A 22,764-nucleotide genomic window follows, 5' to 3' on the forward strand; every position below is an offset into this window, starting at 1 on the left:
TTGGATCAAGAAACACTTACGAAAGAAACGTTGGAGCACACGATATCTCAGTTTTTTTTGAAAGACGTCGTCTCGGGCCTTTCTGCGGTAAATAAAAGCCTGTCTTCTAAGTACTTTTACGACAAACATGGTCACGCGCTTTTTCAGCAGATTATGCAGTTGCCAGAATATTACCTGACGAGGTGTGAGATGGATATTTTTCAACACAAAACAGCCGAGTTGGCATTTGCCATCGGGGATGAACCATTTGACCTTATTGAGCTTGGTGCAGGAGATGGAACAAAGTCATTTCACCTCTTAAAACACCTCAGTGAACATTCGGCAACATTTACTTATATGCCGATTGATATTTCCGGAAATATCCTGAGGTTTCTTGAGACCAATCTTAAGGCAGACATTAAGGATCTCGACATCAAGTGTTTTCAAGGGGATTATTTCGAGATGATGGCGAAAGCGGTGAAACAATCAGAGCGAAAAAAGGTTGTCTTGATGCTGGGAGGAAACCTTGGCAACATGACAGCAATGGAGACCCAGAACTTCTGTCGTTCATTATACAAACACCTAAAACCTGGAGATCGTGCGATCATCGGTTTTGACCTCAAAAAACATCCACGAACTATTCTCAATGCCTATGATGATGTGAAAGGTATCACCGCTGCGTTTAACCTCAACCTGCTCTCCCGGATTAACAGGGAACTTGATGCCGATTTTGATCTTGATCAATTTGAACATTATCAGACCTATGACCCAGCAACTGGTGAATGCAGGAGCTATCTAGTAAGCCTCATAACGCAAACGGTTACTTTAAAAAATGAAACTTTTAGTTTTGAGAAAGACGAGACAATCTTCATGGAGGTATCCAGAAAGTTCTCTAAAGAGGACATCACAGGATTAGCACTAGAGTCAGGGTTCCGACATGTTACCCAAATCATGGACTCAAAACATTGGTTTACTGATTCAGTCTGGGAAATCACTTAACGATTTTCGCATCATTATATCCGTCTGCTCCTCATCGCCCATTTTGAAAATGTGTGTATCAAAGGCTACAAATCCGTTTTTTTCATAAAATCTGATTGCTCTCGGATTGTTTTCCCAGACGCCAAGCCATAATGAGGATTTATTAAGTTCTATAGCAACCTGCAAGGCATGCCCGTACAACAACTGTCCAACCTTCTTGCCATGGTAATCCTGAAGCACATAGATTCTTTCAATTTCCAATGAAGAATTTTCCTGTAATTCAGTTTGTGCCAGGCCAGTGTTGACCTTTAAGTAACCGATTGCCGCTGTTCCATCCCAGGCAATAAAAAATTGTGACCCGGCATTATCTACTTCCCCCTGCAACTTTTGTAGACTAAAGTTACTTTCCAGATATTGTTGCATATCTGACTCCGAATTGCTGTCTGCAAAGGTTTCAAAAAAAGTCTTTTTTCCAATTTCCTGCAGCGTTTCGATTTCAATGGGGCTAACTTTAAGGATTCTGAACATGAGCTATGCTGATTTTGGACAAAGGTATACATGCATCATCGTTGTTGGATTTAACAAATGTTAAGAAATACAAAGTCACGTAAATTTGAATGAGATATCTGTTAATGGCTTAAAGAAGGTTGGTTAAAAAAACAAATACTATAAAAATGGCCTCCAGATATTATCTAGAGGCCATTTAAGATTTTTTTTCAAAATATTCCCTCTGTGAGGATCTTATTTCTAATGGTTTATTATAGTGTAAATCTAAATCCTAAACCGAATCTACCTGGCTGAGAATCCAGGAAGCGATTGTCGCCGATGTAAATACTAGGTCTCCAATCAAAAGCGATTGCCAAAGGCGCACCTTGAATTTTATAATCAATACCTACCATTGGCACAAGATAAACGGCAGTATAACTATCATCTACGAAAAAGAATCTATCTCTGTCGTAAATCTGGAATTTAGGTCCCCCTCCAAGGTACCATTCCAAACCTTTAGCTCCCTTAACTGGAGCTGCATATTGTAAAAAACCTTGGATTACAGTGGTGTGTCCACCGAATAATACTTCGGCTTGTAAAGCTGTATTTCTGCTAAAGTGGTGTCTTACGGAAGGTCCGACAAACGTACGGCCATCTCCAAAATCAAGTCCTAAACCTAAAGAGGTACCATAATTCTGAGCTTTAACCTCAGTTGAATTCAGAGCGAAAAATGATAGAAAGCCTAAAATGGTAAGAAGTTTTTTCATAATTAATGTAAAAAGTGAATAATGGTCAGCAGTTAGCAACTTTAATGCCGATTGAATAAAATACCTCCTATAGTTGTGAATTAATGCAAGATTCAGTTCATGAGGAGTCTGGGCCTCAATGGATCTAGTCAAAAGTTGCGGTTATTACGCAGTGCAAGTTTACAGCTTTACTGCACTTCTGATCTATGTGAAGCAAATGTATTTTGAACGGAATTATCGATCCTGCGAATGCAAAGCCGAAATTATCCGAATAGACAGCATCCATATTTACTCTAGTATTGTAAGTGGTCTCGCACCAACTTCATTTGGGGTCAAATCGCTATTAAAAACGCGTTGAAGGTCTGTTCCCGGGTCTTTTTATAGTGGCTGGCCTATCAAATCGCGAACCAATGGTTACGTAATGGCTACGCAACCCTTTTCCAACAGCGAACAAGGTGCGAACGAGCACCGAACAAGAACCCTAAATGTCTTATACTGCTATGCCGTATTAGGAACAGAAACCGTACAACAATTGGAGTGTTAAATGGGTTAATATTTACAATTATAAAAATAGTTAAGCGGAAAACCTTTACATTTCAAAAAAATGTTGGGATCTACCTTTACGTCATTAGAATAATTTCGTGTGATATAGTGTTTGTCTGATGATTCTAACACATCACCCATGGAGGTAGCACTCAAGCTCCAGTTCTTTTATGGATGATCAATTAATTACAGGTTATCTGATCGGCGCATTATTAAAATCGCTTATCCTGGCAATTGCCTCTCAGGAAAAATCAAACTGGTAGTACCACTGAACTATTGCTTTAGGATAACATCACATTTACACCATTTGGCTTGGCTTATTTGATATGCGATAGTTTCTTATACTTATCAGTTTGGGACATTTTAATTGAGCTTCGGGTACGCTTCGAGTACCGGCCGAGGTTGACGAGGGGTTGTCAGGGGTTGTCGGGGCAAAAAGGCCCTTTAGCCCCAACAACCCCCGGTCAAAGCCGCTAATTTACGCCGCCACTGTCGAACGTCACTCGAACGTGCCTTAGGGTTGATCAGACCGGACATCAGCAGTTTTACTCCAGTCGATGTACGTAAATAGTTGCTCAAATGCCATCAAGTTCGTTGTCAGAAGTCTAATCCGACCATCGTTACTAGTTTCCTGCTATCAAAGATCAGAGTTTCCTTTCCTAAGTAAAGCAATTATATAATCTATTGCTTTATGACCTTAGGGCTATTTTACCAACTGATGAAGCCAATAATCGGTTGCAACAGGTTAATTAATTCCAATCCTATTTATTTTAAAAGTAAATATAATAATTTATTAAAATAATTTACTTTCTTTAATCAAATGCAATTCCGATCTTGCGGTTAGGTTATGCAGGTAGATAGAATTCTATCAAGATAACTCATTTAATTTGTATTGGCATTTTAAATCAACGATACTTTGCAAAAACAGACGTCGGAAATCTAAACAGGCAAAGCGCGGTGAAAATGAATGCCCGGTTTCTGTATATTTGTGCGGAAATATGGGCGTTCTCCGTAGGCCTGTTAGAGAGTTTCGGCTCTCGTCCCCTCCGACGGGGTGTTTTTGCATGCGGGGAGCGCCCATATTTCTTGCTTTCCTCTTTTAGAATCATTGCTTTATCGCCTTAAAAACTGACAAGCAATGATTATTTTATTTCTACATCCAGTATCTTTTATTTTAATCATCAAACAACATTTGTGTTGCCGTTCCGGCACATTTGTGCTGCAGATCAATCCTGATCCGCCCGGCTGATCCTGTCTTTTAATTCCTTAAAAATTTATTCCATAATGACCTCCCGGGATTTTGTCCCACAGGGATGCCTATGTCCAATTTTTATTCACCATTAAACCCTTCAAAACATGTTTGAAATCAAGAAAAACACCGTAACCATTGCCGTAGACACCTACGAAGGCTTCGAGCACCAATACGTAGCCGACCTGCAGAAAGACCTGATCCAGTTGATGCAGGGTATTCACATGTTGAGTAAACACCGTGAGTTGGATGATTTCCCTACAGGTGATCTGTACAGCATTGTGCAGCTGCAGCAAGCACTGTGTCCGTCTGTGGAGGATTTGGAAGCTGCTTATCCGATCTTCTTACCTGATGGTATTAACATTTAAACCGGACTGAATAGATAAATAATTGAATAGCTGAATAATTAATAAGAAAATTTAACAAACGATGAACATAGGAGACAAATTTTATAAAATCCCGGAGATAAAGCTGATGTATAACCCGAGAGTGAAGGCTAGCGACAGGCCTAAAGTTGGAAATGCAAAGGAGACTTATAAAATCTTCATACAGGATTGGAACAGGCATAAGATCTATTTGATTGAGCAGTTTAAGATATTGCTTATTGATAAGCGAATGTCTGTGCTTGGTATCGTCACCATTGGCTCAGGTGGTCTGGATGGGGTGTATGTTGATCCAAAAATGGTTTTTGCGCCAGCGATCATCAGCGGTGCAAGCGCTATCGTTTTGGCACATAACCATCCATCCGGTGAGGTAACACCCAGTCCGGCTGACATCAAACTTACCAATGATCTGGTAACATTAGGAGAAATACTCCATGTTAAAGTGCTGGATCATTTGATTGTGACCCGAGGGCATTATTTCAGTTTTATTGATAATCAGTTGATTAAGTATTGAGATGAAAACGATAATTATACTGTTCCTTTTCCCAATGGTTGCGATTAGTATCTTGCAGCCATTGGGAAAGGCAAATGATGGTGGATTTGTATTTGTGTGCCTGAGTAAGACGGCACGCAAATACCATAAATATGAAAATTGCAGAGGCCTTCTAAAATGTACGCACGAGGTGAAAAAGTTGAGCATGAATGACGTGGACACACTGAGGTTTAGCGCCTGTAAGATGTGTTATTAATTTTGAACCAGGCTCCCTGAATCTGTTTGCAGTAGGAAAATTTGAAAGGCTTGTTCACAAACCTTAGATGTTCATGGATAACGAACAACAACGAACTATGACCAGCAGTGCTTTGGAAGAGAGCGTTATTTAGGCAATTCAGCTACTGCTTTACCCTGCAAAGCTTGGCTCACCAAATAACCGATAAAAGCGGCAAAAGGAGCCACATCCTGCTCCACACTCGCTTTTTCAAGTGCCTGCATATATTCGTCACGTTTTTCTACTGGTACTACGGTCCAGGGATAGCCACCCGATGCCAGCATTACGTTTAGCAGAAAACGTCCCATTCGTCCGTTTCCATCCATATAAGGGTGAATAAAGACAAATACGAAATGTCCCAACACAGCGCGTACAGAAGCTTCGGATTCTTCTTCAAGCATTTCAAACAAAACGCTCATGGCATCACGCATTGCATCCACATTCAAGGGAACATGCTTTGAATTAGTTATATATACCTGATTGTTTCTATAGCCAGACAGATCAGACGCCCTCAGCAAACCGGAGGCAACACTGGGGTCAAAAAGTTCCCTGTACCACTTGGAATGATCGTTACCTACTTGTAGACCTGCATTGGCCCCTTCAAGAATTGCTTTGACGCTATCCTTTACAGAGCGGAATGCCTGATAATATCCCCTGGCAGCCATCGCATCTCCCTGTCTGCGGTCTTCTTCACTATCTTCAGTGTCCCATTTACCCGAACTTACTTTTTCGATAAGTTCAGGCGTTACACGGTAGCGCTCTATAGACAGGGAATGGTATGCATCTGTAACATAGATATCATCTACATCCTTCATAAAGGCGTTATGGTCTGGCTGTATTCCTGGAGCAGCCGGAAAATTAGCAATTACCACCTCCCTCATCTGTAACCACATTAACCGGATGCGGTTAGCATAAGGAGACCTTTCCCTTGCCGGCAACTTCAGTTCTAATCTCGTCTGAAAGGGATCTTCTTCACGTATATCGTAATCAGCTTGTTTAAAAGTATCAACAATCTGGTCGGCAATCCTGTCCCGTCCAATATTCCGAAATGCTCCCGCCAGACGTCCTGCCAAGGTAGTATGCCCGTTTTCAAGCAGTATAGGCAGTACCTCTGAGGCATCACGTATTAAGGAGAGTGCAGTACGGGCATCGATGGCATTACGGATATAAATACTGGGAGATGCATAGATCAATGAAGCTTGCAGGTTATACATCCTGATACCATTATCTGTAATGATCAGCGGATCGGCTGGTGGCAGCTCAGTCCGCATATTAAACAAAGAGGTATTGTGCGGTAGTGGTGTCTGCTTGTTATTCCCATCTGATGATCGTATCAATAATTGTTGAGGGACAGACCTATTTCCGGCATGGAGGAGCAAGGACTGGTCTGCAGCAAGACACCAATTATCGCCATACTTCCGCTCCAAGAATAGGACTATAAAATCCCAGTATGAACTATACCAGGCCGTAGTTTCGCCGACCTTTTCCTCCGGATTACTGGCAACATACCATCCTTTAATTACTTCCCGGATAAATCCGTTCTTAACAAGCAGTTCTCGATATTTTCTGTTCGGCATATCACTAGTATGAATGCCCACAATACCTCTGTCCTGCAAGTCTTTTAAGAAATTAAGTGCCTCTACAAATCTTTCACGTGGGGTTGCCATATCACAATTAATTAAACAAACTCGTGCTGTTCTTATTAAAACATGCTGTGACAAATTTAGTAAATATTGTTGTGTTATTTTTAGTAAATCGTGTTGTGCTAATTCTAGTAAATCGAGACTAGCTCGTTCAACAGTTCTCTGGCCTTTTCCACTTCTCTCCTTCTTCCAACTCTTACCGCATCAATTAAGGCAAGCATATCATATAAATGGAGATCGTCCTGGGCAGCTGATAGGTACTTTCACCCGCATACGATGTTAACCCGACACCTAAAGGGCTCAATCTATGCTGAAAAATAGGTTTGACGGCGAGATTCAGCGAACCCCTGAAATTAATCAAATCGCCCAGCTTATCTTTCACATTAACAGGAAGTTAGGGCATAAAAAAACCGGAATAAAATTTCTTGAAAAATTTCATTCCGGTGAAGTGCACTTGTAGGGATTCGAACCCCAAACCTTCTCATCCGTAGTGAGATGCTCTATCCAATTGAGCTACAAATGCATTTTCGTTTCGTTAACGGACTGCAAAAGTAGTATTTGAAATTTAAAATACAAATTATTTTTTCACTTTTTTGCTTTTGCAGTCCGCTAAAAAAGTCGATTACGCTTCAATTGAACGCTTAATCGCATCAAAATCAGGCATGTTACCTGCATCTTCTAAAACTTCCGCGTGGATAATTTTTCCTTCCTCGTCAACTACGAAGGCGGCTCTTTTCGAAACACCTTTAAGGTTGAATACGAAATCCGGATAGAAAGCACCATAGGCTTGAGAGATTTCCTTGTTAAAATCTGACAACAACGGAAACTGGTAAGCCTGGTCTTCTTTGAATTTTGCCAGGGTAAAAGGAGAATCTACCGAGATCCCTACTACATCGGCATTCATTCCTTCGTAATAACCGAAGCTATCTCTCATGGTGCAAAGCTGTGCCGTGCATACGCCGGTGAAGGCCATTGGAAAAAAGTGGATCACCAGTTTACGTCCTTTGTAGTCCGACAAGGATACTTCTTTCAGCTCCGAGCTGTATAATTTAAAATCGGGGGCTTTATCGCCAATCTGTAATGACATATTGTTTTGTTTTATATCCAAAGATAAGATCAGCGCCAAGATACCGGTCAGCGCCTGAAAATTATTACATATCGCGGACTAAAGCGCCGCGCGTTCTTTCATTTGTTGATCTACAATTGCAAGGCCTTCCGCGAAACTACGTGGCTGGTAGCCAAGCTCCCGGATGGTCTTGTCCAGAATAAAACCAGTACGTACCGGACGTTTGGCGGTTTGATTGAGGGTCTCAGCGCTGATTTCATTGATCAGGCTCTTGTCCAGCTTCCAGTAATCAGCCACACGTCCAACCAGTTCAGAAATACTCATCATATCCTTCCCTGAGGCATTAAATACCCCATGAGCATCATGTTGAACAGCCAGCAGACAACAATCTGCAAGATCATCTGCCAGCGTAGGCATACGCCATTGGTCATTTACCACATTGATCGGATTTCCTTTTTCCAGGGCCCCTTTTGCCCAAAGTACGATGTTGCTACGGCTCATGTCGCTCACGATGCCGTAGACGATGATGGTTCTCAAGATCGCCCACCTGCACTTCGAGTTTTTGATCACCTCTTCCGCTTCCAGTTTGGTGATGCCATAATAACTCAAAGGGTTAGGCGCGGCAAGCTCATCATAAGGGCCATCTGCACCATCAAAAATAAAATCTGTAGACAAATGCACAAGCTGAATATTGTGCGGCTCACAATTGGCCAATAAAGTTTCCACAGCGGTGACGTTTAGCTCGTGTGCAAGTTCTTTCTGGTCTTCGCAGGTATCGACATTGGTCATGGCTGCAGTGTGAATAATTGCATCCGGTTTATGGGTTTCAATTACCTCTTTGACATTTGCAGGATCGAGGATATCCATTTCTACATAAGTGTACCCTTCTTTTACGGGATACCTGTTTTCACCTTTAGCGCTGGCAATCAGCTTGAATTGTTGAGTTTCTAATAGTCGTTCCGTGATCTTTTGTCCGAGTAAGCCGTTACTGCCTGTTACTAAAATTGTTTTCATGAAGATAGGTTGATTTTTTCAAAGATGATTAACATCACGGAAGGGCTTTTAGACCCTAAAATACAGCCTGTTGCCCCCTACCGCGTAGCCGCTAAAATACCGAATTAAAAACTGTGGAAAAACTTTTTATTAATATATATAATATGTGTTGGAAAATCTTAACTTTGCAAACCGAATTGCGGGCCTATAAAACGCCCTTTAACAATTTGATATTTATAATTTTACCCAAAACAATATATGCCTAACATTGGAAAAATAGCGCAGATTATAGGACCGGTAGTTGACGTGAGTTTTGCTGACGATGCTCATTTACCTCAAATTTTCTCTGCATTAGAGATTGAAAAAGAAAACGGTCAGAAGGTCGTTTTAGAAGTTCAACAACATCTTGGTGAAGACCGCGTACGTGCAATTGCAATGGACTCGACCGATGGTTTAGTTCGTGGCATGAAAGCAGTAGATACTGGTGCTCCTATCAAAATGCCTGTTGGTGACCAGATTAAAGGTCGTTTGTTCAATGTTGTGGGTGAAGCTATTGACGGCATCAACAAGGTTGATAATGCAAACGGCAGACCAATCCACAATGCTCCTCCAAGATTTGATGAGCTTTCAACTGAATCTGAAGTACTTTTCACAGGTATCAAGGTAATCGACTTATTAGAGCCTTATGCAAAAGGTGGTAAGATCGGATTGTTCGGTGGTGCGGGTGTTGGTAAAACAGTATTGATCATGGAGCTGGTAAACAACATTGCAAAAGCATATGCTGGTTTATCGGTATTCGCTGGTGTAGGTGAGCGTACACGTGAAGGAAATGACCTTCTTCGTGAGTTCATCGAGTCAGGCGTAATCAACTATGGTGAAGACTTCCTTCATTCTATGGAAAAAGGCGGTTGGGACTTGAGTAAAGTTGACACTGAAAAATTAAAAGATTCTAAAGCAACATTGGTATTCGGTCAGATGAATGAGCCTCCTGGTGCACGTGCACGTGTGGCCCTTTCAGGTCTTACTGTTGCTGAATATTTCCGTGATGGTGATGGTGAAGGCGCTGGAAAAGATATCCTTTTCTTCGTTGACAACATCTTCCGTTTTACTCAGGCAGGTTCTGAGGTATCGGCACTTCTTGGTCGTATGCCTTCAGCGGTAGGTTACCAACCGACACTTGCTACTGAGATGGGTTTAATGCAGGAGCGTATTACTTCTACAAAACGCGGATCAATTACTTCTGTACAGGCGGTTTACGTTCCTGCGGATGATTTAACTGACCCGGCACCGGCTACAACCTTTGCCCACTTAGATGCAACAACTGTATTGTCACGTAAAATTTCTGAGCTTGGTATCTACCCTGCTGTGGATCCACTGGATTCTACATCACGTATCCTTTCTCCAGCAATCTTAGGTGATGAGCACTATAACACCGCTCAACGTGTAAAAGAAATTCTTCAACGTTATAAAGAACTTCAGGATATCATCGCCATCCTTGGTATGGACGAGCTTTCTGAGGAAGATAAATTGGTTGTACACCGCGCACGTCGTGTTCAGCGTTTCTTATCTCAGCCTTTCCACGTTGCTGAACAATTTACAGGTCTGAAAGGTGTATTGGTTGACATTAAAGATACCATCAAAGCATTCAACATGATTATGGATGGTGAAGTTGATGAATATCCTGAGGCTGCATTTAACTTAGTAGGTAGCATTGAAGATGCTATTGAAAAAGGTAAAAAACTATTAGCTGAAGCAAACGCTTAATCAGCGTATATACTATATATATGACACTAGAAATATTAACACCAGATAAAAAAGTCTTCGAAGGGGAAGTAACAGCAGTTACTGTTCCTGGAACGATGGGCTCTTTTCAAATTCTGAAAGACCACGCTCCTATTATTTCCACATTAGAAGATGGACCGGTAATTATTAAAAGCAAAGCCAATGAAGAGACCTTTATTATTAAAGGTGGTGTCGTCGAGGTTTTAAAAAACAAAATTATTGTTTTAGCCGAAGGGGTTGCTTAATATTTAATCATACTATGGAAAGCCCTTTGAAAATATCAAAGGGCTTTTTTTGTGCCCTAAGTTTTTTAATGATCAGCATCACTTTTATTAAATTTTGATGGCACTTTAAGAGATTTCAGGAAGAAATGGGCCATTATTATAATGCAAGCATAATATGTATACCGAATACCGATTCCATATTTGGTCTACGACACGCCAATGATAATACCAAAACAGACACTCAAAACAAACTATATTCCGTTTTTAATTATAAATAAAGAATATTATACTTTTTTCAATTATTTTCGTTCTGCTATTGATAGTTTAACGAGCATAGCCTAAATTGGATTTATAAAGCAACACTAAAAAAACAACAATGAGTCTTAGCATCACTGCCCTATTTATTGTCATTATCAATGTGGTACTCCTACTGATTATTCGGAAGGAAACGGCGCTGTAATGTCTATGTAATACTCATAAAGATACTCCGAGCGCCACCCACAAGTGGCGCTTTTTTAATATAACAAAGATGAAATATTCAACCCCAAATACAGTGCTTTACATAGACGGCAAGTTTGAAAAAGCTGCCGACGCGAACGCCGACATCTACGGACAGTCGCTCCACTACGGTTATGCTGTATTTGAGGGCATCAGGGCTTACCAGACCCACAATGGAACGCGCATCTTCAAAGCGCGTGAGCATTTTGAACGGTTAAAGAAATCTGCTGAACTGGTACACATGCCGTTCAACTGGGACATCGACGACCTGATCAAACAGACTTATAAGTTACTTGAACTGAACAACCTGAAGGATGCTTACATCCGCCCGCTGATCTACTGTGCGCCAAACATGACACTGGTAGCGGCAACGGAAGTGTCTATCATGATCTGTGCATGGGACTGGGGATTATACCTGGGCCACAAGCTCCAGAAAGTATGCATCTCCAGTTATGAACGGCCAAATCCAAAATCGACTCCTATTGAAGCCAAGGTAAGCGGTAACTATGTGAACTCCATCCTGGCGACCACCGAGGCCCGCAGTAAAGGATTTGATGAAGCTTTGTTGCTGGACAGCGACGGCCACATTGCCGAAGGTCCGGGAGCCAACATCTTTATCGAGAAAAAAGGACGTTTATATACGCCTCCACTCGGAAACATCCTGCCTGGAATTACCCGCGCCACGGTCATGCACCTCTGCCGCGTACTGGACATCGATGTCATTGAGAAACACCTGACGGTGAAGGACATCAAACATGCAGACAGTGCCTTTTTCTGCGGAACCGCAGTAGAAATTGCAGGCATCGCCAATATTGACGAATACAAATTTCCTTTACGGTGGACAGACACCGTGGGGTCAACCATACAACGCACCTATAAAAGCCTGGTACTAGAGAAACACAATTACGAAGTAATCATATAAACTAAACATGTCAACAACACCAGAATTAAACCGCTATAGCAAAACATTCACTCAAGATCCTACACAACCTGCCGCACAGGCCATGTTGTATGGGATTGGCCTAACAAAAGAGGACCTCGACAAAGCCCAGGTAGGCATTGCCAGCATGGGTTACGATGGAAACACCTGTAACATGCACCTGAACGACCTCGCTCAGGTGGTAAAAAAAGGCGTCTGGGACAACGGAATGGTTGGCCTGACCTTCAGCACCATCGGTGTGAGTGATGGAATGTCTAATGGTACAGACGGAATGCGTTACTCCCTGGTATCCAGAGATGTCATCGCCGATTCTATTGAGACCATCTGTGGCGGACAGTATTATGATGGTGTCATCACCATTCCTGGATGTGACAAAAATATGCCGGGATCCATCATTGCCATGGGACGTCTGAACCGCCCCTCGATCATGGTATATGGTGGAAGTATCCACTCCGGAAACTATAAAGGCAAAGCCCTGAACATTGTTTCTGCTTTTGAAGCATTGGGTCAGAAACTTGCCGGTAACATCGAAGAAGAAGATTATCAAGGCATCATCCGCCATACCTGCCCTGGTGCGGGTGCATGTGGGGGGATGTATACCGCAAATACTATGGCCTCTGCAATTGAAGCAATGGGCATGAGTTTGCCTTATAGCTCCTCCTACCCTGCTACCAGTCAGGAGAAAAAGGATGAATGTATCAATGCTGCCAAAGCAATCCGTGTTTTGCTGGAGAGAAACATTCTTCCAAGTGACATCATGACCGAGAAGTCATTCCACAACGCCATCGTAACGGTGATGGTACTAGGTGGATCTACCAATGCCGTACTCCACCTGATTGCAATGGCCAAATCTGTAGGCCTGAACCTGAAGATCGATGATTTCCAGGACGTAAGTAACAATACTCCGGTACTTGCCGATTTAAAACCTAGTGGTACTTACCTGATGGAAGACCTGCATGAAATTGGTGGTGTTCCTGCAGTATTAAAATATCTATTGAAAGAAGGACTGTTGCATGGCGACTGTATGACGGTAACGGGTAAAACCCTTGCTGAGAATGTGGCTGATGCCGTAGACCTGGATTTCGATCAGCAAAAGATCATCTTCCCGGTCAGCAACCCGCTAAAAACAACTGGTCACCTGCAGATCCTGTATGGCAACATTGCTCAAAAAGGATCAGTAGCAAAAATCAGTGGTAAAGAAGGCGAGAAATTTGAAGGCCCTGCACGTGTATTTGACGGGGAAAAATCGTTGATCGCAGGAATCCTGAGTGGACGTGTACGCCAGGGTGATGTGGTCGTGATCAGACAGGTAGGCCCTAAAGGAGCTCCTGGAATGCCTGAAATGCTGAAACCGACATCTGCCATCATTGGCGCCGGACTGGGTAAATCGGTTGCCCTGATCACTGACGGAAGGTTCTCCGGAGGTACACATGGTTTCGTAGTGGGACACATCACTCCTGAAGCATGGGATGGTGGAAACATCGCCTTTGTTAATGATGATGACATGATTACCATTGATGCAGTCAACAATACCATTAACCTGAAGATCTCTGATGAGGAAATGGCTAAACGTAAGGCAGAATGGAAACAGTTGCCTCCGCCAGTGAAAAGCGGTGTATTGTACAAATACATCAAGCAGGTTAGTGATGCCAGCGAAGGATGTGTTACTGACGCCTACACACATTAAACATTTACAATTATTAATTAACGACCAAAAAAAACCTAATTATAAAACAATGAACACAGCACAAGAGGAAGCAACCACCTTAGCAGCACCCAAAAAGACGGTTTCCGTTACGGGTTCTGTAGCTTTACTGGAAGGACTGATTGCTGAAGGTACAGATACGATCTTCGGCTACCCAGGCGGTGCCATCATGCCTATTTATGATGCACTTTATGACTACAAAGACAAATTGAAACACATTCTGGTCCGCCACGAACAAGGTGGAACACATGCTGGTCAGGGTTATGCCCGTACCTCAGGAAAAGTCGGCGTGGTCTTCGCCACCTCTGGCCCGGGAGCAACCAACCTTGTGACTGGTCTTGCTGATGCACAGATCGACAGCACACCTATGGTATGCATCACCGGACAGGTGTTTGCGCACCTGCTGGGTACCGATGCTTTCCAGGAAACGGACGTAATCAACATTACTACCCCGGTGACCAAGTGGAACTACCAGGTAACGGATGCTACAGAAATCCCTGCGGTATTGGCGAAAGCATTTTACATTGCACGCAGTGGCAGACCAGGTCCGGTGTTGATTGACATCACCAAAAATGCACAGCTTCAGCTTTTTGATTTTGAAGGTTATACGCCTTGCGACCACATCCGCAGCTACCGCCCGAAACCAAATGTGCGTAAAGAGTATATTGAGCAGGCTGCTGAACTGATCAACGCTGCAAAAAAACCTTTCATCCTTTTCGGACAGGGGGTATCATTGGGTTTTGCTGAAAAAGAATTCCAGGCATTCGTAGAGAAGAGTGGTATTCCTGCAGCATGGACCATCCTTGGTGCTGGTGCCATCCCTACAGACCACCCTCTAAACGTGGGCATGCTGGGTATGCATGGTAACTATGGGCCTAACGTTCAGACGAATGAATGTGATGTACTGATTGCTATTGGTATGCGTTTCGATGACCGCGTAACTGGTCGTCTGGACAAATATGCGAAACAGGCAAAGGTGGTCCACCTGGACATTGACCCTGCCGAGATTGATAAAAATGTGAAAGCCGATATTCCGGTATGGGGAGATTGCAAAGAGACCCTTCCATTGTTAACGGAACTTATTGAACCTAAAGACCATACTGCATGGCTTGCTGAATTCAGGGCTTTCGATAAAGTTGAACAGGAGCAACTGATCCAGCATGAACTAGAGCCACAAAGCGGAGAGATGACGATGGGTGAAGTGATCCACCAGCTGAATCAACTGACCAAAGGTGAAGCGGTAGTAGTAACTGACGTAGGTCAGCATCAGATGGTGGCTTGCCGTTATGCCAAGTTCAACAACACGAGGAGCAACATTACCAGCGGTGGATTGGGCACGATGGGCTTCGGCTTACCTGCTGCAATTGGTGCTAAGTTTGGTGCTCCTGACCGCACGGTAGTTGCCGTGATTGGTGATGGTGGTTTCCAGATGACTTGTCAGGAATTGGGCACCATCATGCAGAGTGGTGTGGATGTGAAGATCATGATCCTTAACAACAGGTTCCTGGGGATGGTTCGTCAGTGGCAACAGCTGTTCCACGACAAACGTTATTCTTTCGTGGACATCACCAGCCCGGATTTCGTGAAACTGGCAGATTCGTATTACATCGCCGGAAAACGGATCTCAGAACGTGAGGACCTCAATGCTGCACTGCAGGAAATGTTAAACCACAAAGGGTCATTTCTGCTGGAAGTAATGGTTGCCCAGGAGCACAATGTGTTCCCAATGGTACCTCAAGGTATGAGTGTAAGTGAAATCAGGCTTAAATAATTAACGAATCAACAGCAATTGCCAGAAAATGGAAACTAACGAAAAACAGGAATTTACGTTTACAGTATATACCGAAAATCAGATCGGCTTACTGAACCGTATCGCCATCATATTTTCAAGAAGAAAAATCAATATCGACAGCCTCAACACCTCTCCTTCGGAGATTGAGCACATCCACCGTTTCAATATTGTCATCAACGAAACGGAAGATGTAGTCAGCAAACTTGCCCGCCAGATCGAGAAACAAGTGGAAGTGTTAAAGGTATACTATAACACCAATGACGACGTCATCTGGCAGGAAATGGCGCTATACAAAGTGCCTACGGATACTGTTGCTGAAAAGGTACAGGTGGAGCGTCTGCTGAGAGAAAATGGTGCCCGTGCAGTGGTCATCCGTAAGGACTACACGGTATTTGAGGTGACTGGTCACAGAGAAGAAACTGATAAGCTGATTACGGTGCTTCAGCCGTACGGACTGATCGAGTTTGTGAGAAGCGCAAGGGTAGCCATCATCAAAGACAGTGAAGGCTTTAACGCCAAGCTAAGAGAGTTTGAACGTAAGGAACCTGGTCAGGAGGTCATAGAAAATGAGTATCTTGACAAAGAAAAAAATGTATTCACGATGTAATACGATATAGCAAGCCCGATAGCTGCTTGCATGCTGCGAAAGCTCCGGCCGGATGCAGGATGAAAAGAGATCAAAATGAGAACAAAACGATTAAATATTATATAAGAACCTAATTATAAAACCAATAAAAACGATGTCAAATTATTTTAACACCTTACCTCTTAGAGAAAAATTAAACCAACTGGGCGTATGCGATTTCATGGAAAGTTCTGAGTTCCTGGATGGCGTAAATGCACTGAAAGGAAAAAAACTAGTGATCGTAGGTTGCGGTGCACAAGGACTTAACCAGGGTTTGAACCTAAGAGATAGTGGTTTAGACATTTCTTACGCTTTACGTCAGGAAGCCATCGATGGCAAAAGAGATTCATGGAAAAATGCTACGGAAAACAATTTTAACGTAGGCACTTACGAGCAACTGATCCCTTCTGCTGATGTGGTAATCAACCTTACTCCTGACAAACAACATACTGCAGTAGTGAACGCGGTAATGCCATTGATGAAACAAGGCGCTACCCTATTGTATTCTCATGGTTTCAACATTGTTGAAGAAGGCATGCAGATCCGTAAAGACATCACCGTGATCATGGTGGCACCAAAATGCCCAGGTTCTGAAGTGAGAGCGGAATATGTGCGTGGCTTTGGTGTACCAACACTAATTGCTGTACACCCGGAGAACGATCCTGAAGGAAAAGGTCTTGAGCAGGCGAAAGCTTATTGCGTAGGTACTGGCGGTCACAGAGCTGGTGTATTGAAATCATCTTTTGTGGCCGAAGTGAAGTCCGATTTGATGGGCGAGCAAACGATCCTTTGCGGATTGTTGCAAACAGGATCAATTCTTTCTTTTGATAAAATGATTGAGAAAGGTATTGATGCTGGTTATGCTTCTAAACTGGTTCAATATGGTGTGGAAGTGATTACTGAAGCCTTGAAACAAGGTGGTATCACTGCGATGATGGACAGGTTGAGCAATGTGGCTAAAATTAAAGCTTTCGAAGTTTCTGAAGAGTTGAAAACCATCATGCGTCCATTGTTCCAGAAACATCAGGACGACATCATGAGCGGAGAGTTTAGCCGCATCATGATGGAAGACTGGGCTGCAGGTGATAAAAACCTGTTGGCATGGCGTGCTGCAACGGGTGAGACTGCTTTTGAGAAAACTCCTGCCGGTAATGTTACCATCGGCGAGCAGGAATATTTTGACAACAACCTCCTGATGGTTGCTTTCGTAAGAGCCGGTGTGGAGCTTGCTTTTGAAACAATGGTTGAAGCGGGTATCAAACCTGAATCAGCTTACTATGAGTCATTACACGAAACTCCGCTGATCGCGAATACCATCGCCCGTAAAAAATTATTCGAAATGAACAGGGTGATCTCTGACACTGCTGAATATGGCTGCTACCTGTTTGACCATGCTTGTAAGCCTTTATTGGCCGACTTCATGACGAGAGTAGATACGGACCTTGTCGGCAAAAACTTCAACGAAGGCAAAGACGGTGCTGTAGACAACAGAGCGCTGATTGCAGTAAACGAAGTGATCCGCACACACCAGGTTGAGCTTGTAGGTGCTGAGCTTAGAAAAGCGATGACTGCAATGAAATCAATTAAAACGGCCTAATACATCAAAAACTAACGGCTTAGGTGTATCCGCACCTAAGCCGTTCATAAAAAAACACCAACAAAATGTCAAAAACATTAGTAGAAAAAATTTGGGATGCACACGTGGTAAAAAGCGAAGCAGGATTTCCTGATATTTTATACATTGATACACACCTCATCCACGAGGTAACCTCTCCACAGGCTTTTGATGGCCTGCGCAAAAGAGGTTTACCTGTCCTCCGCCCGCAGCAAACTGTGGCGACCGCTGACCACAATGTGCCTACGTTGAATCAGCTCCTCCCAATTAAAGAAGAGCTTTCCCGCTATCAGGTAGACATGCTGACTAAAAACTGTGCTGAGTTCGGCATCGAGCTGTATGGTTTAGGTCACCCTTTCCAGGGAATTGTACACGTGATTGGTCCGGAACTGGGCATCACATTGCCGGGAAAAACTATGGTTTGTGGTGATAGCCACACGTCCACGCATGGTGCCTTTGGGGCCATCGCTTTTGGAATCGGTACTTCACAGGTAGAGCAGGTTTTTGCTACGCAGTGTTTGCTGCAGCAAAAGCCGAAGACGATGAAAATCGAGGTGAACGGCGTGCTGGGTCAGGGCGTAACTGCTAAAGACATTATATTGTACATCATCTCTAAGATATCTGCTGCCGGTGGTACAGGTTATTTTATTGAATATGCAGGTTCGGCCATCGAAGCTTTGAGTATGGAAGCAAGGATGACGATCTGTAACATGAGTATCGAAATGGGTGCCAGAGGTGGTTTAATTGCCCCTGACCAGATCACGTTCGACTACATCAAAGGAAGAGAATTTGCGCCTGCAGGTGAAGAATGGGACAAATCCCTCGCCTACTGGAAAACCTTATACAGTGATGCTGATGCGCAGTTTGACAGTGTGCTTACTTTTGAAGCTGAAGACATTGCTCCAATGATTACTTACGGTACCAACCCGGGTATGGGTATGGGCATCAGGGAAACGATCCCTGCAACACAATCACAGCCTGATAAAGAGCAGTTGTCTTACGAAAAAGCACTTGCCTATATGGGCTTTGAAGATGAGACTTCATTGATTGGAAAACCAGTGGATTATGTATTCATCGGCAGCTGTACCAACTCCCGCATTGAAGACCTGCGCGAGGTGGCAGAGTTTGTAAAAGACAAACACAAAGCAGAGAATGTAACCGTATGGATTGTTCCTGGATCAAAACAGGTGGAGCAACAGGCGATCAACGAAGGTCTGGACAAGATCTTCGAACAGGCTGGATTCCAGCTGCGTGAACCAGGTTGCAGTGCTTGTTTGGGGATGAATGAAGATAAAATTCCTGCCGGCAAATACTGCGTTTCTACATCGAACAGAAATTTTGAGGGCCGCCAGGGTCCGGATGCAAGGACATTGCTGGTAAGTCCGCTTACTGCTGCTGCTGCTGCTGTGACCGGAAAAATTACTGACGTTAGAGAGTTACTGGTTAAAGCATAACGATCGTCGATGGGTGATGTTGAATGTGTTCAGCCCCTTTGATATCACCGGATCGCGCAAAACCAGCATCACCTTAAACATGGTGATGGACACAGAATAAAACATGTTCTTAGGAACAGCAAACAGTATACACTGATGAGAAAATTTGAGAAACTTACATCGGCAATTGTGCCGCTGAATATAGAAAATATTGATACCGACCAGATCATTCCGGCAAGGTTCCTGAAAGCCACTACCCGTGAAGGTTTTGGTGAGAACCTGTTCCGCGACTGGCGTTACAATGGCGACAATACCCCGAAAGCGGATTTTGTGCTGAACAACCCTACCTATAGCGGTAAAGTGCTGGTAGCAGGAAAGAATTTTGGTTGCGGGAGTAGTCGCGAGCACGCTGCATGGGCCATTCAGGATGCTGGATTTGACGTAGTGATCAGCAGCTTCTTTGCTGATATTTTCAAAGGCAATGCACTGAACAATGGTCTTTTACCTATCCAGGTAAGCGAAGACTTTCTGGCTGCGATTTTTGCAGCAGTAGACAAAAGTCATACTGCACAACTGGAGGTAGACCTGGAGCAGCAAACGGTAACGATTGCTGACACTGGTGAGCAGTCTTCTTTTGAAATCAACCCTTACAAAAAATCATGCCTGATCAATGGATACGATGATATCGATTTCATCTTAAACCAGAAAGATCTGATCGAAGCATTCGAGAAAGCAAGATAATGTCAGATCCCGTCGTCCATATTACCAACCTAAACATCAAGTACCACCAAAAGGTGGTGCTGGGGGACATGAACTGGACCATCCGCAGGAAGGAGCACTGGTTGCTTTGCGGGAAAAGTGGCAGTGGCAAGACCACTTTAGCGAAGGCTATTGCGGGTGCCGACCATGTTTACGGAAATGTAGAACTGCACTTTGACGCAGAGTCTGCCCTTCCGGCAAAGGCATTGTATGTAGCCAACTGGTATCAGTTTAAAGACCTCGAAGGTCAGTCGAACTTTTACTACCAGCAGCGATACAACAAGCAGGCGGTGGAGGTGACGGCGACGGTAAATGCAGAGCTGGAGGCTTATGGCAAAAAAAACGGTTTAAACTTCAGTTCTCTTGATCGTATTATTGATGCGCTGGGATATGCCGCGTTGCTGGATTCCGCATTGATACAGTTGTCCAGCGGAGAACATAAAAAACTACAGCTGGTTAAGGCCTTATGGTTCAAACCACAGCTATTGATATTGGATCAGCCTTACAATGGGTTGGATGCAGCGTCCAGAAAAAATCTGAATGTGCTGATCGACGAGTTTGTAGGAGCAGGATTACAATTGATCCTGATCAGCAATGAACGGGACTTGCCATCCTGCATCAATCGTGTAGCAGAAATCAGGGAGGGCCAGATCCATGAGAGCAACCTGGAAGAACATCAGGCATCGCATAAAATGACAATCAAGGAAGAAGCCCTGAAACCTGTGCCCGCTTTTCTACGCGACTTTCCAGTGGCTTACAATGCCTGTGGCATCATCAGGATGATTGATGTAAACATCAGTTACGGTGACAAACAAGTATTAAAAGACATCAACTGGGAAGTAAATGCTGGTGAGAAATGGCTTTTACAGGGACACAATGGTTCGGGCAAATCGACCTTGCTAAGCCTGATTAGTGGCGATCATCCCCAGGCCTACTCCAACAATTTTTACCTGTTTGGTAATAAAAGAGGCAGTGGAGAAAGCATTTGGGACATCAAGGCACGTATTGGTCTGATATCTCCGGAGTTACATTGGTATTTTGATGCATCCGCTACGGTATGGCAAAGTATAGTTTCCGGATTCTACGACAGCTCAGGTTTATTCTGCGATCCCGGAGCCACCAAAAAAGCACAGGCGGATGAGCTGCTGAGTTATTTCGGGCTGGACGAGTACAAAAATACATTGATGAATAAACTGCCCTTGGGCAAACAGCGTCTGGCATTGCTGGCGCGTACCATCATCAAAAACCCGGAGCTGCTGATCCTCGATGAACCTTGTCAGGGTTTAGACCATCAGCAGACCAAACATTTTAACAAACTGGTAGACGAGCTTTGCAAAAATGGAACGACATTGATTTATGTAGGCCATTTTGAATCGCAGCTTCCTTCCTGCATTGAGAAGAAAATAGTATTAGAAAACGGTGAGGTAAAGCTCATCGAAAATAGATTAGAAAGCGTTTAAAAAATGAAGAAGAATATATTAGTTATACCAGGGGATGGTATCGGCCCGGAAGTGACCACCTGGGGAAAGGCAGTATTGGAACAAATTGCTACCGACTTTGGTCATGAGTTTACTTTTGATGAAGCGCTGATGGGACATGCAGCCATCGAAGTAACAGGTGAGCCCCTGCCTGATGAAACGCTTGAAAAAGCGAAAAACAGTGATGCCATTCTTTTCGGAGCGATTGGCCATGCTAAATACGACAACGATCCTTCGCTGAAAGTACGTCCTGAGCAAGGATTGCTTAAAATCCGCAAGGAGTTAGGTCTGTATGCAAACCTGCGCCCGATTTTACTTTTTGATGAATTGCTGAATGCTTCGAGCATCAAAGCAAGCATCCTGAAAGGTACTGATATCCTATTCTTCAGGGAGCTGACGGGAGATGTATACTTCGGCGAGAAAAACCGCTCTGAAGATCGCAACACCGCTTCAGACCTGATGATCTATCACCGTTATGAGGTGGAACGCATTGCACACAAAGCTTTTGAAGCAGCCATGCAGCGCAAGAAAAAATTATGTTCTGTAGATAAAGCCAATGTGCTGGAAAGCTCAAGGTTATGGAGAGAGACTGTTCAGCAGGTTGCCCTTCAATATCCGGAGGTAGAAACAGAACACATGTTCATTGACAATGCAGCGATGCAGCTGATCAAGGATCCTAAACGTTTTGATGTGGTACTGACTGCGAACCTTTTTGGCGACATACTTACTGATGAGGCCTCTCAGATTGCAGGCTCTATGGGTATGCTGGCGTCGGCGTCTGTAGGAGAAAGCACTGGATTTTTTGAGCCGATCCATGGTTCTGCACACGACATCACCGGAAAAGACCTGGCAAACCCGCTGGCCTCTATCCTGTCGGTTGCCCTGATGCTGGAAATTGCATTTGGTCTTAAGGATGAAGCAAAGGTTGTAGTAAATGCAGTTGATCAGGCCCTGAAGGAAGGCTTCAGAACAAATGACATCGCTGATGAAACCACAAACCCGTACAACGTACTAGGCACCAAGGAAATGGGCAAACTGGTATTGAAATATATCACTCAAAACACATTGTCAAACTAAACC

The 22,764-nt window shown here is 43.6% G+C and carries 19 protein-coding genes and 1 tRNA gene; 14 read left to right on the plus strand and 6 right to left on the minus strand.

All coding sequences use genetic code 11. The features are described from left to right. On the plus strand, nt 1–978 hold the full coding sequence (gene egtD, locus PBAL39_RS13870) for an L-histidine N(alpha)-methyltransferase (protein WP_008242479.1): 978 nt from the start codon (nt 1–3) through the stop codon (nt 976–978). Here the strand turns inward: egtD and PBAL39_RS13875 are convergent. Both PBAL39_RS13875 and PBAL39_RS13880 read right to left on the minus strand, forming a co-directional pair. After that, entirely contained in the window at nt 958–1,485 is a 528-nt protein-coding gene (locus PBAL39_RS13875; protein WP_008242480.1) for a GNAT family N-acetyltransferase, read from the minus strand. The two genes, egtD and PBAL39_RS13875, sit on opposite strands and share 21 nt — an antisense overlap. A gap of 230 nt (nt 1,486–1,715) precedes the next feature. Further along, entirely contained in the window at nt 1,716–2,210 is a 495-nt protein-coding gene (locus PBAL39_RS13880) for a hypothetical protein (RefSeq protein WP_008242481.1), read from the minus strand. 1,878 nt (nt 2,211–4,088) lie between these two features. On the opposite strand from PBAL39_RS13880, the gene PBAL39_RS13885 reads away from it, so the two are divergent. Together PBAL39_RS13885 and PBAL39_RS13890 are read left to right on the plus strand one after the other, a co-directional pair. Further along, entirely contained in the window at nt 4,089–4,349 is a 261-nt protein-coding gene (locus tag PBAL39_RS13885) for a hypothetical protein (protein WP_008242483.1), read from the plus strand. A gap of 61 nt (nt 4,350–4,410) precedes the next feature. Further along, the gene (locus PBAL39_RS13890) at nt 4,411–4,878 is read left to right on the plus strand and encodes a JAB domain-containing protein (protein WP_008242484.1); all 468 of its coding nucleotides are present in this window, start codon (nt 4,411–4,413) and stop codon (nt 4,876–4,878) included. Between the two features lie 360 nt (nt 4,879–5,238). Here PBAL39_RS13890 and PBAL39_RS13900 read toward each other — a convergent pair whose 3' ends face one another. From PBAL39_RS13900 to PBAL39_RS13915, 4 genes are all read right to left on the minus strand, one after another. Continuing rightward, nucleotides 5,239–6,798: a Fic family protein gene (locus PBAL39_RS13900; protein ID WP_008242491.1), complete on the minus strand. Its 1,560-nt coding sequence runs from the start codon at nt 6,796–6,798 to the stop codon at nt 5,239–5,241. A gap of 425 nt (nt 6,799–7,223) precedes the next feature. Beyond that, nucleotides 7,224–7,297, minus strand: a tRNA-Arg gene (locus tag PBAL39_RS13905). A gap of 99 nt (nt 7,298–7,396) precedes the next feature. Next, the gene (locus tag PBAL39_RS13910; RefSeq protein ID WP_008242501.1) at nt 7,397–7,861 is read right to left on the minus strand and encodes a redoxin domain-containing protein; all 465 of its coding nucleotides are present in this window, start codon (nt 7,859–7,861) and stop codon (nt 7,397–7,399) included. A gap of 78 nt (nt 7,862–7,939) precedes the next feature. Further along, nucleotides 7,940–8,854, minus strand: a complete 915-nt coding sequence (locus tag PBAL39_RS13915) for an SDR family oxidoreductase (RefSeq protein WP_008242502.1) — start codon at nt 8,852–8,854, stop codon at nt 7,940–7,942. A 237-nt stretch (nt 8,855–9,091) separates the two neighbouring features. On the opposite strand from PBAL39_RS13915, the gene atpD reads away from it, so the two are divergent. The 11 genes from atpD to leuB all read left to right on the plus strand — a co-directional run bounded on the left by atpD (nt 9,092) and on the right by leuB (nt 22,761). After that, nucleotides 9,092–10,597, plus strand: coding sequence for a F0F1 ATP synthase subunit beta (gene atpD / locus PBAL39_RS13920; protein WP_008242503.1), 1,506 nt, complete (start codon nt 9,092–9,094; stop codon nt 10,595–10,597). A 20-nt stretch (nt 10,598–10,617) separates the two neighbouring features. After that, nucleotides 10,618–10,860 carry an ATP synthase F1 subunit epsilon gene (gene atpC / locus PBAL39_RS13925; RefSeq protein WP_008242504.1) on the plus strand — a complete coding sequence of 81 codons (243 nt, stop codon included), beginning with the start codon at nt 10,618–10,620 and terminating at the stop codon, nt 10,858–10,860. 508 nt (nt 10,861–11,368) lie between these two features. Next, nucleotides 11,369–12,259 (plus strand): branched-chain amino acid transaminase, encoded by an 891-nt coding sequence (locus tag PBAL39_RS13930; RefSeq protein ID WP_008242505.1) that lies wholly within the window; start codon nt 11,369–11,371, stop codon nt 12,257–12,259. A gap of 7 nt (nt 12,260–12,266) precedes the next feature. Then, a complete protein-coding gene (ilvD, locus tag PBAL39_RS13935) occupies nt 12,267–13,964 on the plus strand; it encodes a dihydroxy-acid dehydratase (protein ID WP_008242506.1) in 1,698 nt (565 codons plus the stop codon). Nucleotides 13,965–14,013: 49 nt separating this feature from the next. Then, nucleotides 14,014–15,753, plus strand: coding sequence for a biosynthetic-type acetolactate synthase large subunit (ilvB, locus tag PBAL39_RS13940; RefSeq protein WP_008242507.1), 1,740 nt, complete (start codon nt 14,014–14,016; stop codon nt 15,751–15,753). A gap of 28 nt (nt 15,754–15,781) precedes the next feature. Further along, nucleotides 15,782–16,381, plus strand: coding sequence for an acetolactate synthase small subunit (gene ilvN, locus PBAL39_RS13945; RefSeq protein ID WP_008242508.1), 600 nt, complete (start codon nt 15,782–15,784; stop codon nt 16,379–16,381). Between the two features lie 133 nt (nt 16,382–16,514). After that, nucleotides 16,515–17,996, plus strand: a complete 1,482-nt coding sequence (ilvC, locus tag PBAL39_RS13950; protein WP_008242509.1) for a ketol-acid reductoisomerase — start codon at nt 16,515–16,517, stop codon at nt 17,994–17,996. Between the two features lie 65 nt (nt 17,997–18,061). Further along, a complete protein-coding gene (leuC, locus tag PBAL39_RS13955) occupies nt 18,062–19,468 on the plus strand; it encodes a 3-isopropylmalate dehydratase large subunit (protein ID WP_008242510.1) in 1,407 nt (468 codons plus the stop codon). A gap of 135 nt (nt 19,469–19,603) precedes the next feature. Then, nucleotides 19,604–20,188 carry a 3-isopropylmalate dehydratase small subunit gene (gene leuD / locus PBAL39_RS13960; RefSeq protein ID WP_008242514.1) on the plus strand — a complete coding sequence of 195 codons (585 nt, stop codon included), beginning with the start codon at nt 19,604–19,606 and terminating at the stop codon, nt 20,186–20,188. Next, nucleotides 20,188–21,666, plus strand: a complete 1,479-nt coding sequence (locus PBAL39_RS13965) for an ATP-binding cassette domain-containing protein (RefSeq protein WP_008242518.1) — start codon at nt 20,188–20,190, stop codon at nt 21,664–21,666. The genes leuD and PBAL39_RS13965 overlap by 1 nt, the downstream gene beginning before the upstream one ends. 3 nt (nt 21,667–21,669) lie before the next feature. Continuing rightward, nucleotides 21,670–22,761: a 3-isopropylmalate dehydrogenase gene (gene leuB, locus PBAL39_RS13970; RefSeq protein WP_008242520.1), complete on the plus strand. Its 1,092-nt coding sequence runs from the start codon at nt 21,670–21,672 to the stop codon at nt 22,759–22,761. Nucleotides 22,762–22,764 lie beyond the last annotated feature (3 nt).

This window comes from Pedobacter sp. BAL39, assembly GCF_000170795.1.
Taxonomy (GTDB): Bacteria; Bacteroidota; Bacteroidia; order Sphingobacteriales; family Sphingobacteriaceae; genus Pedobacter.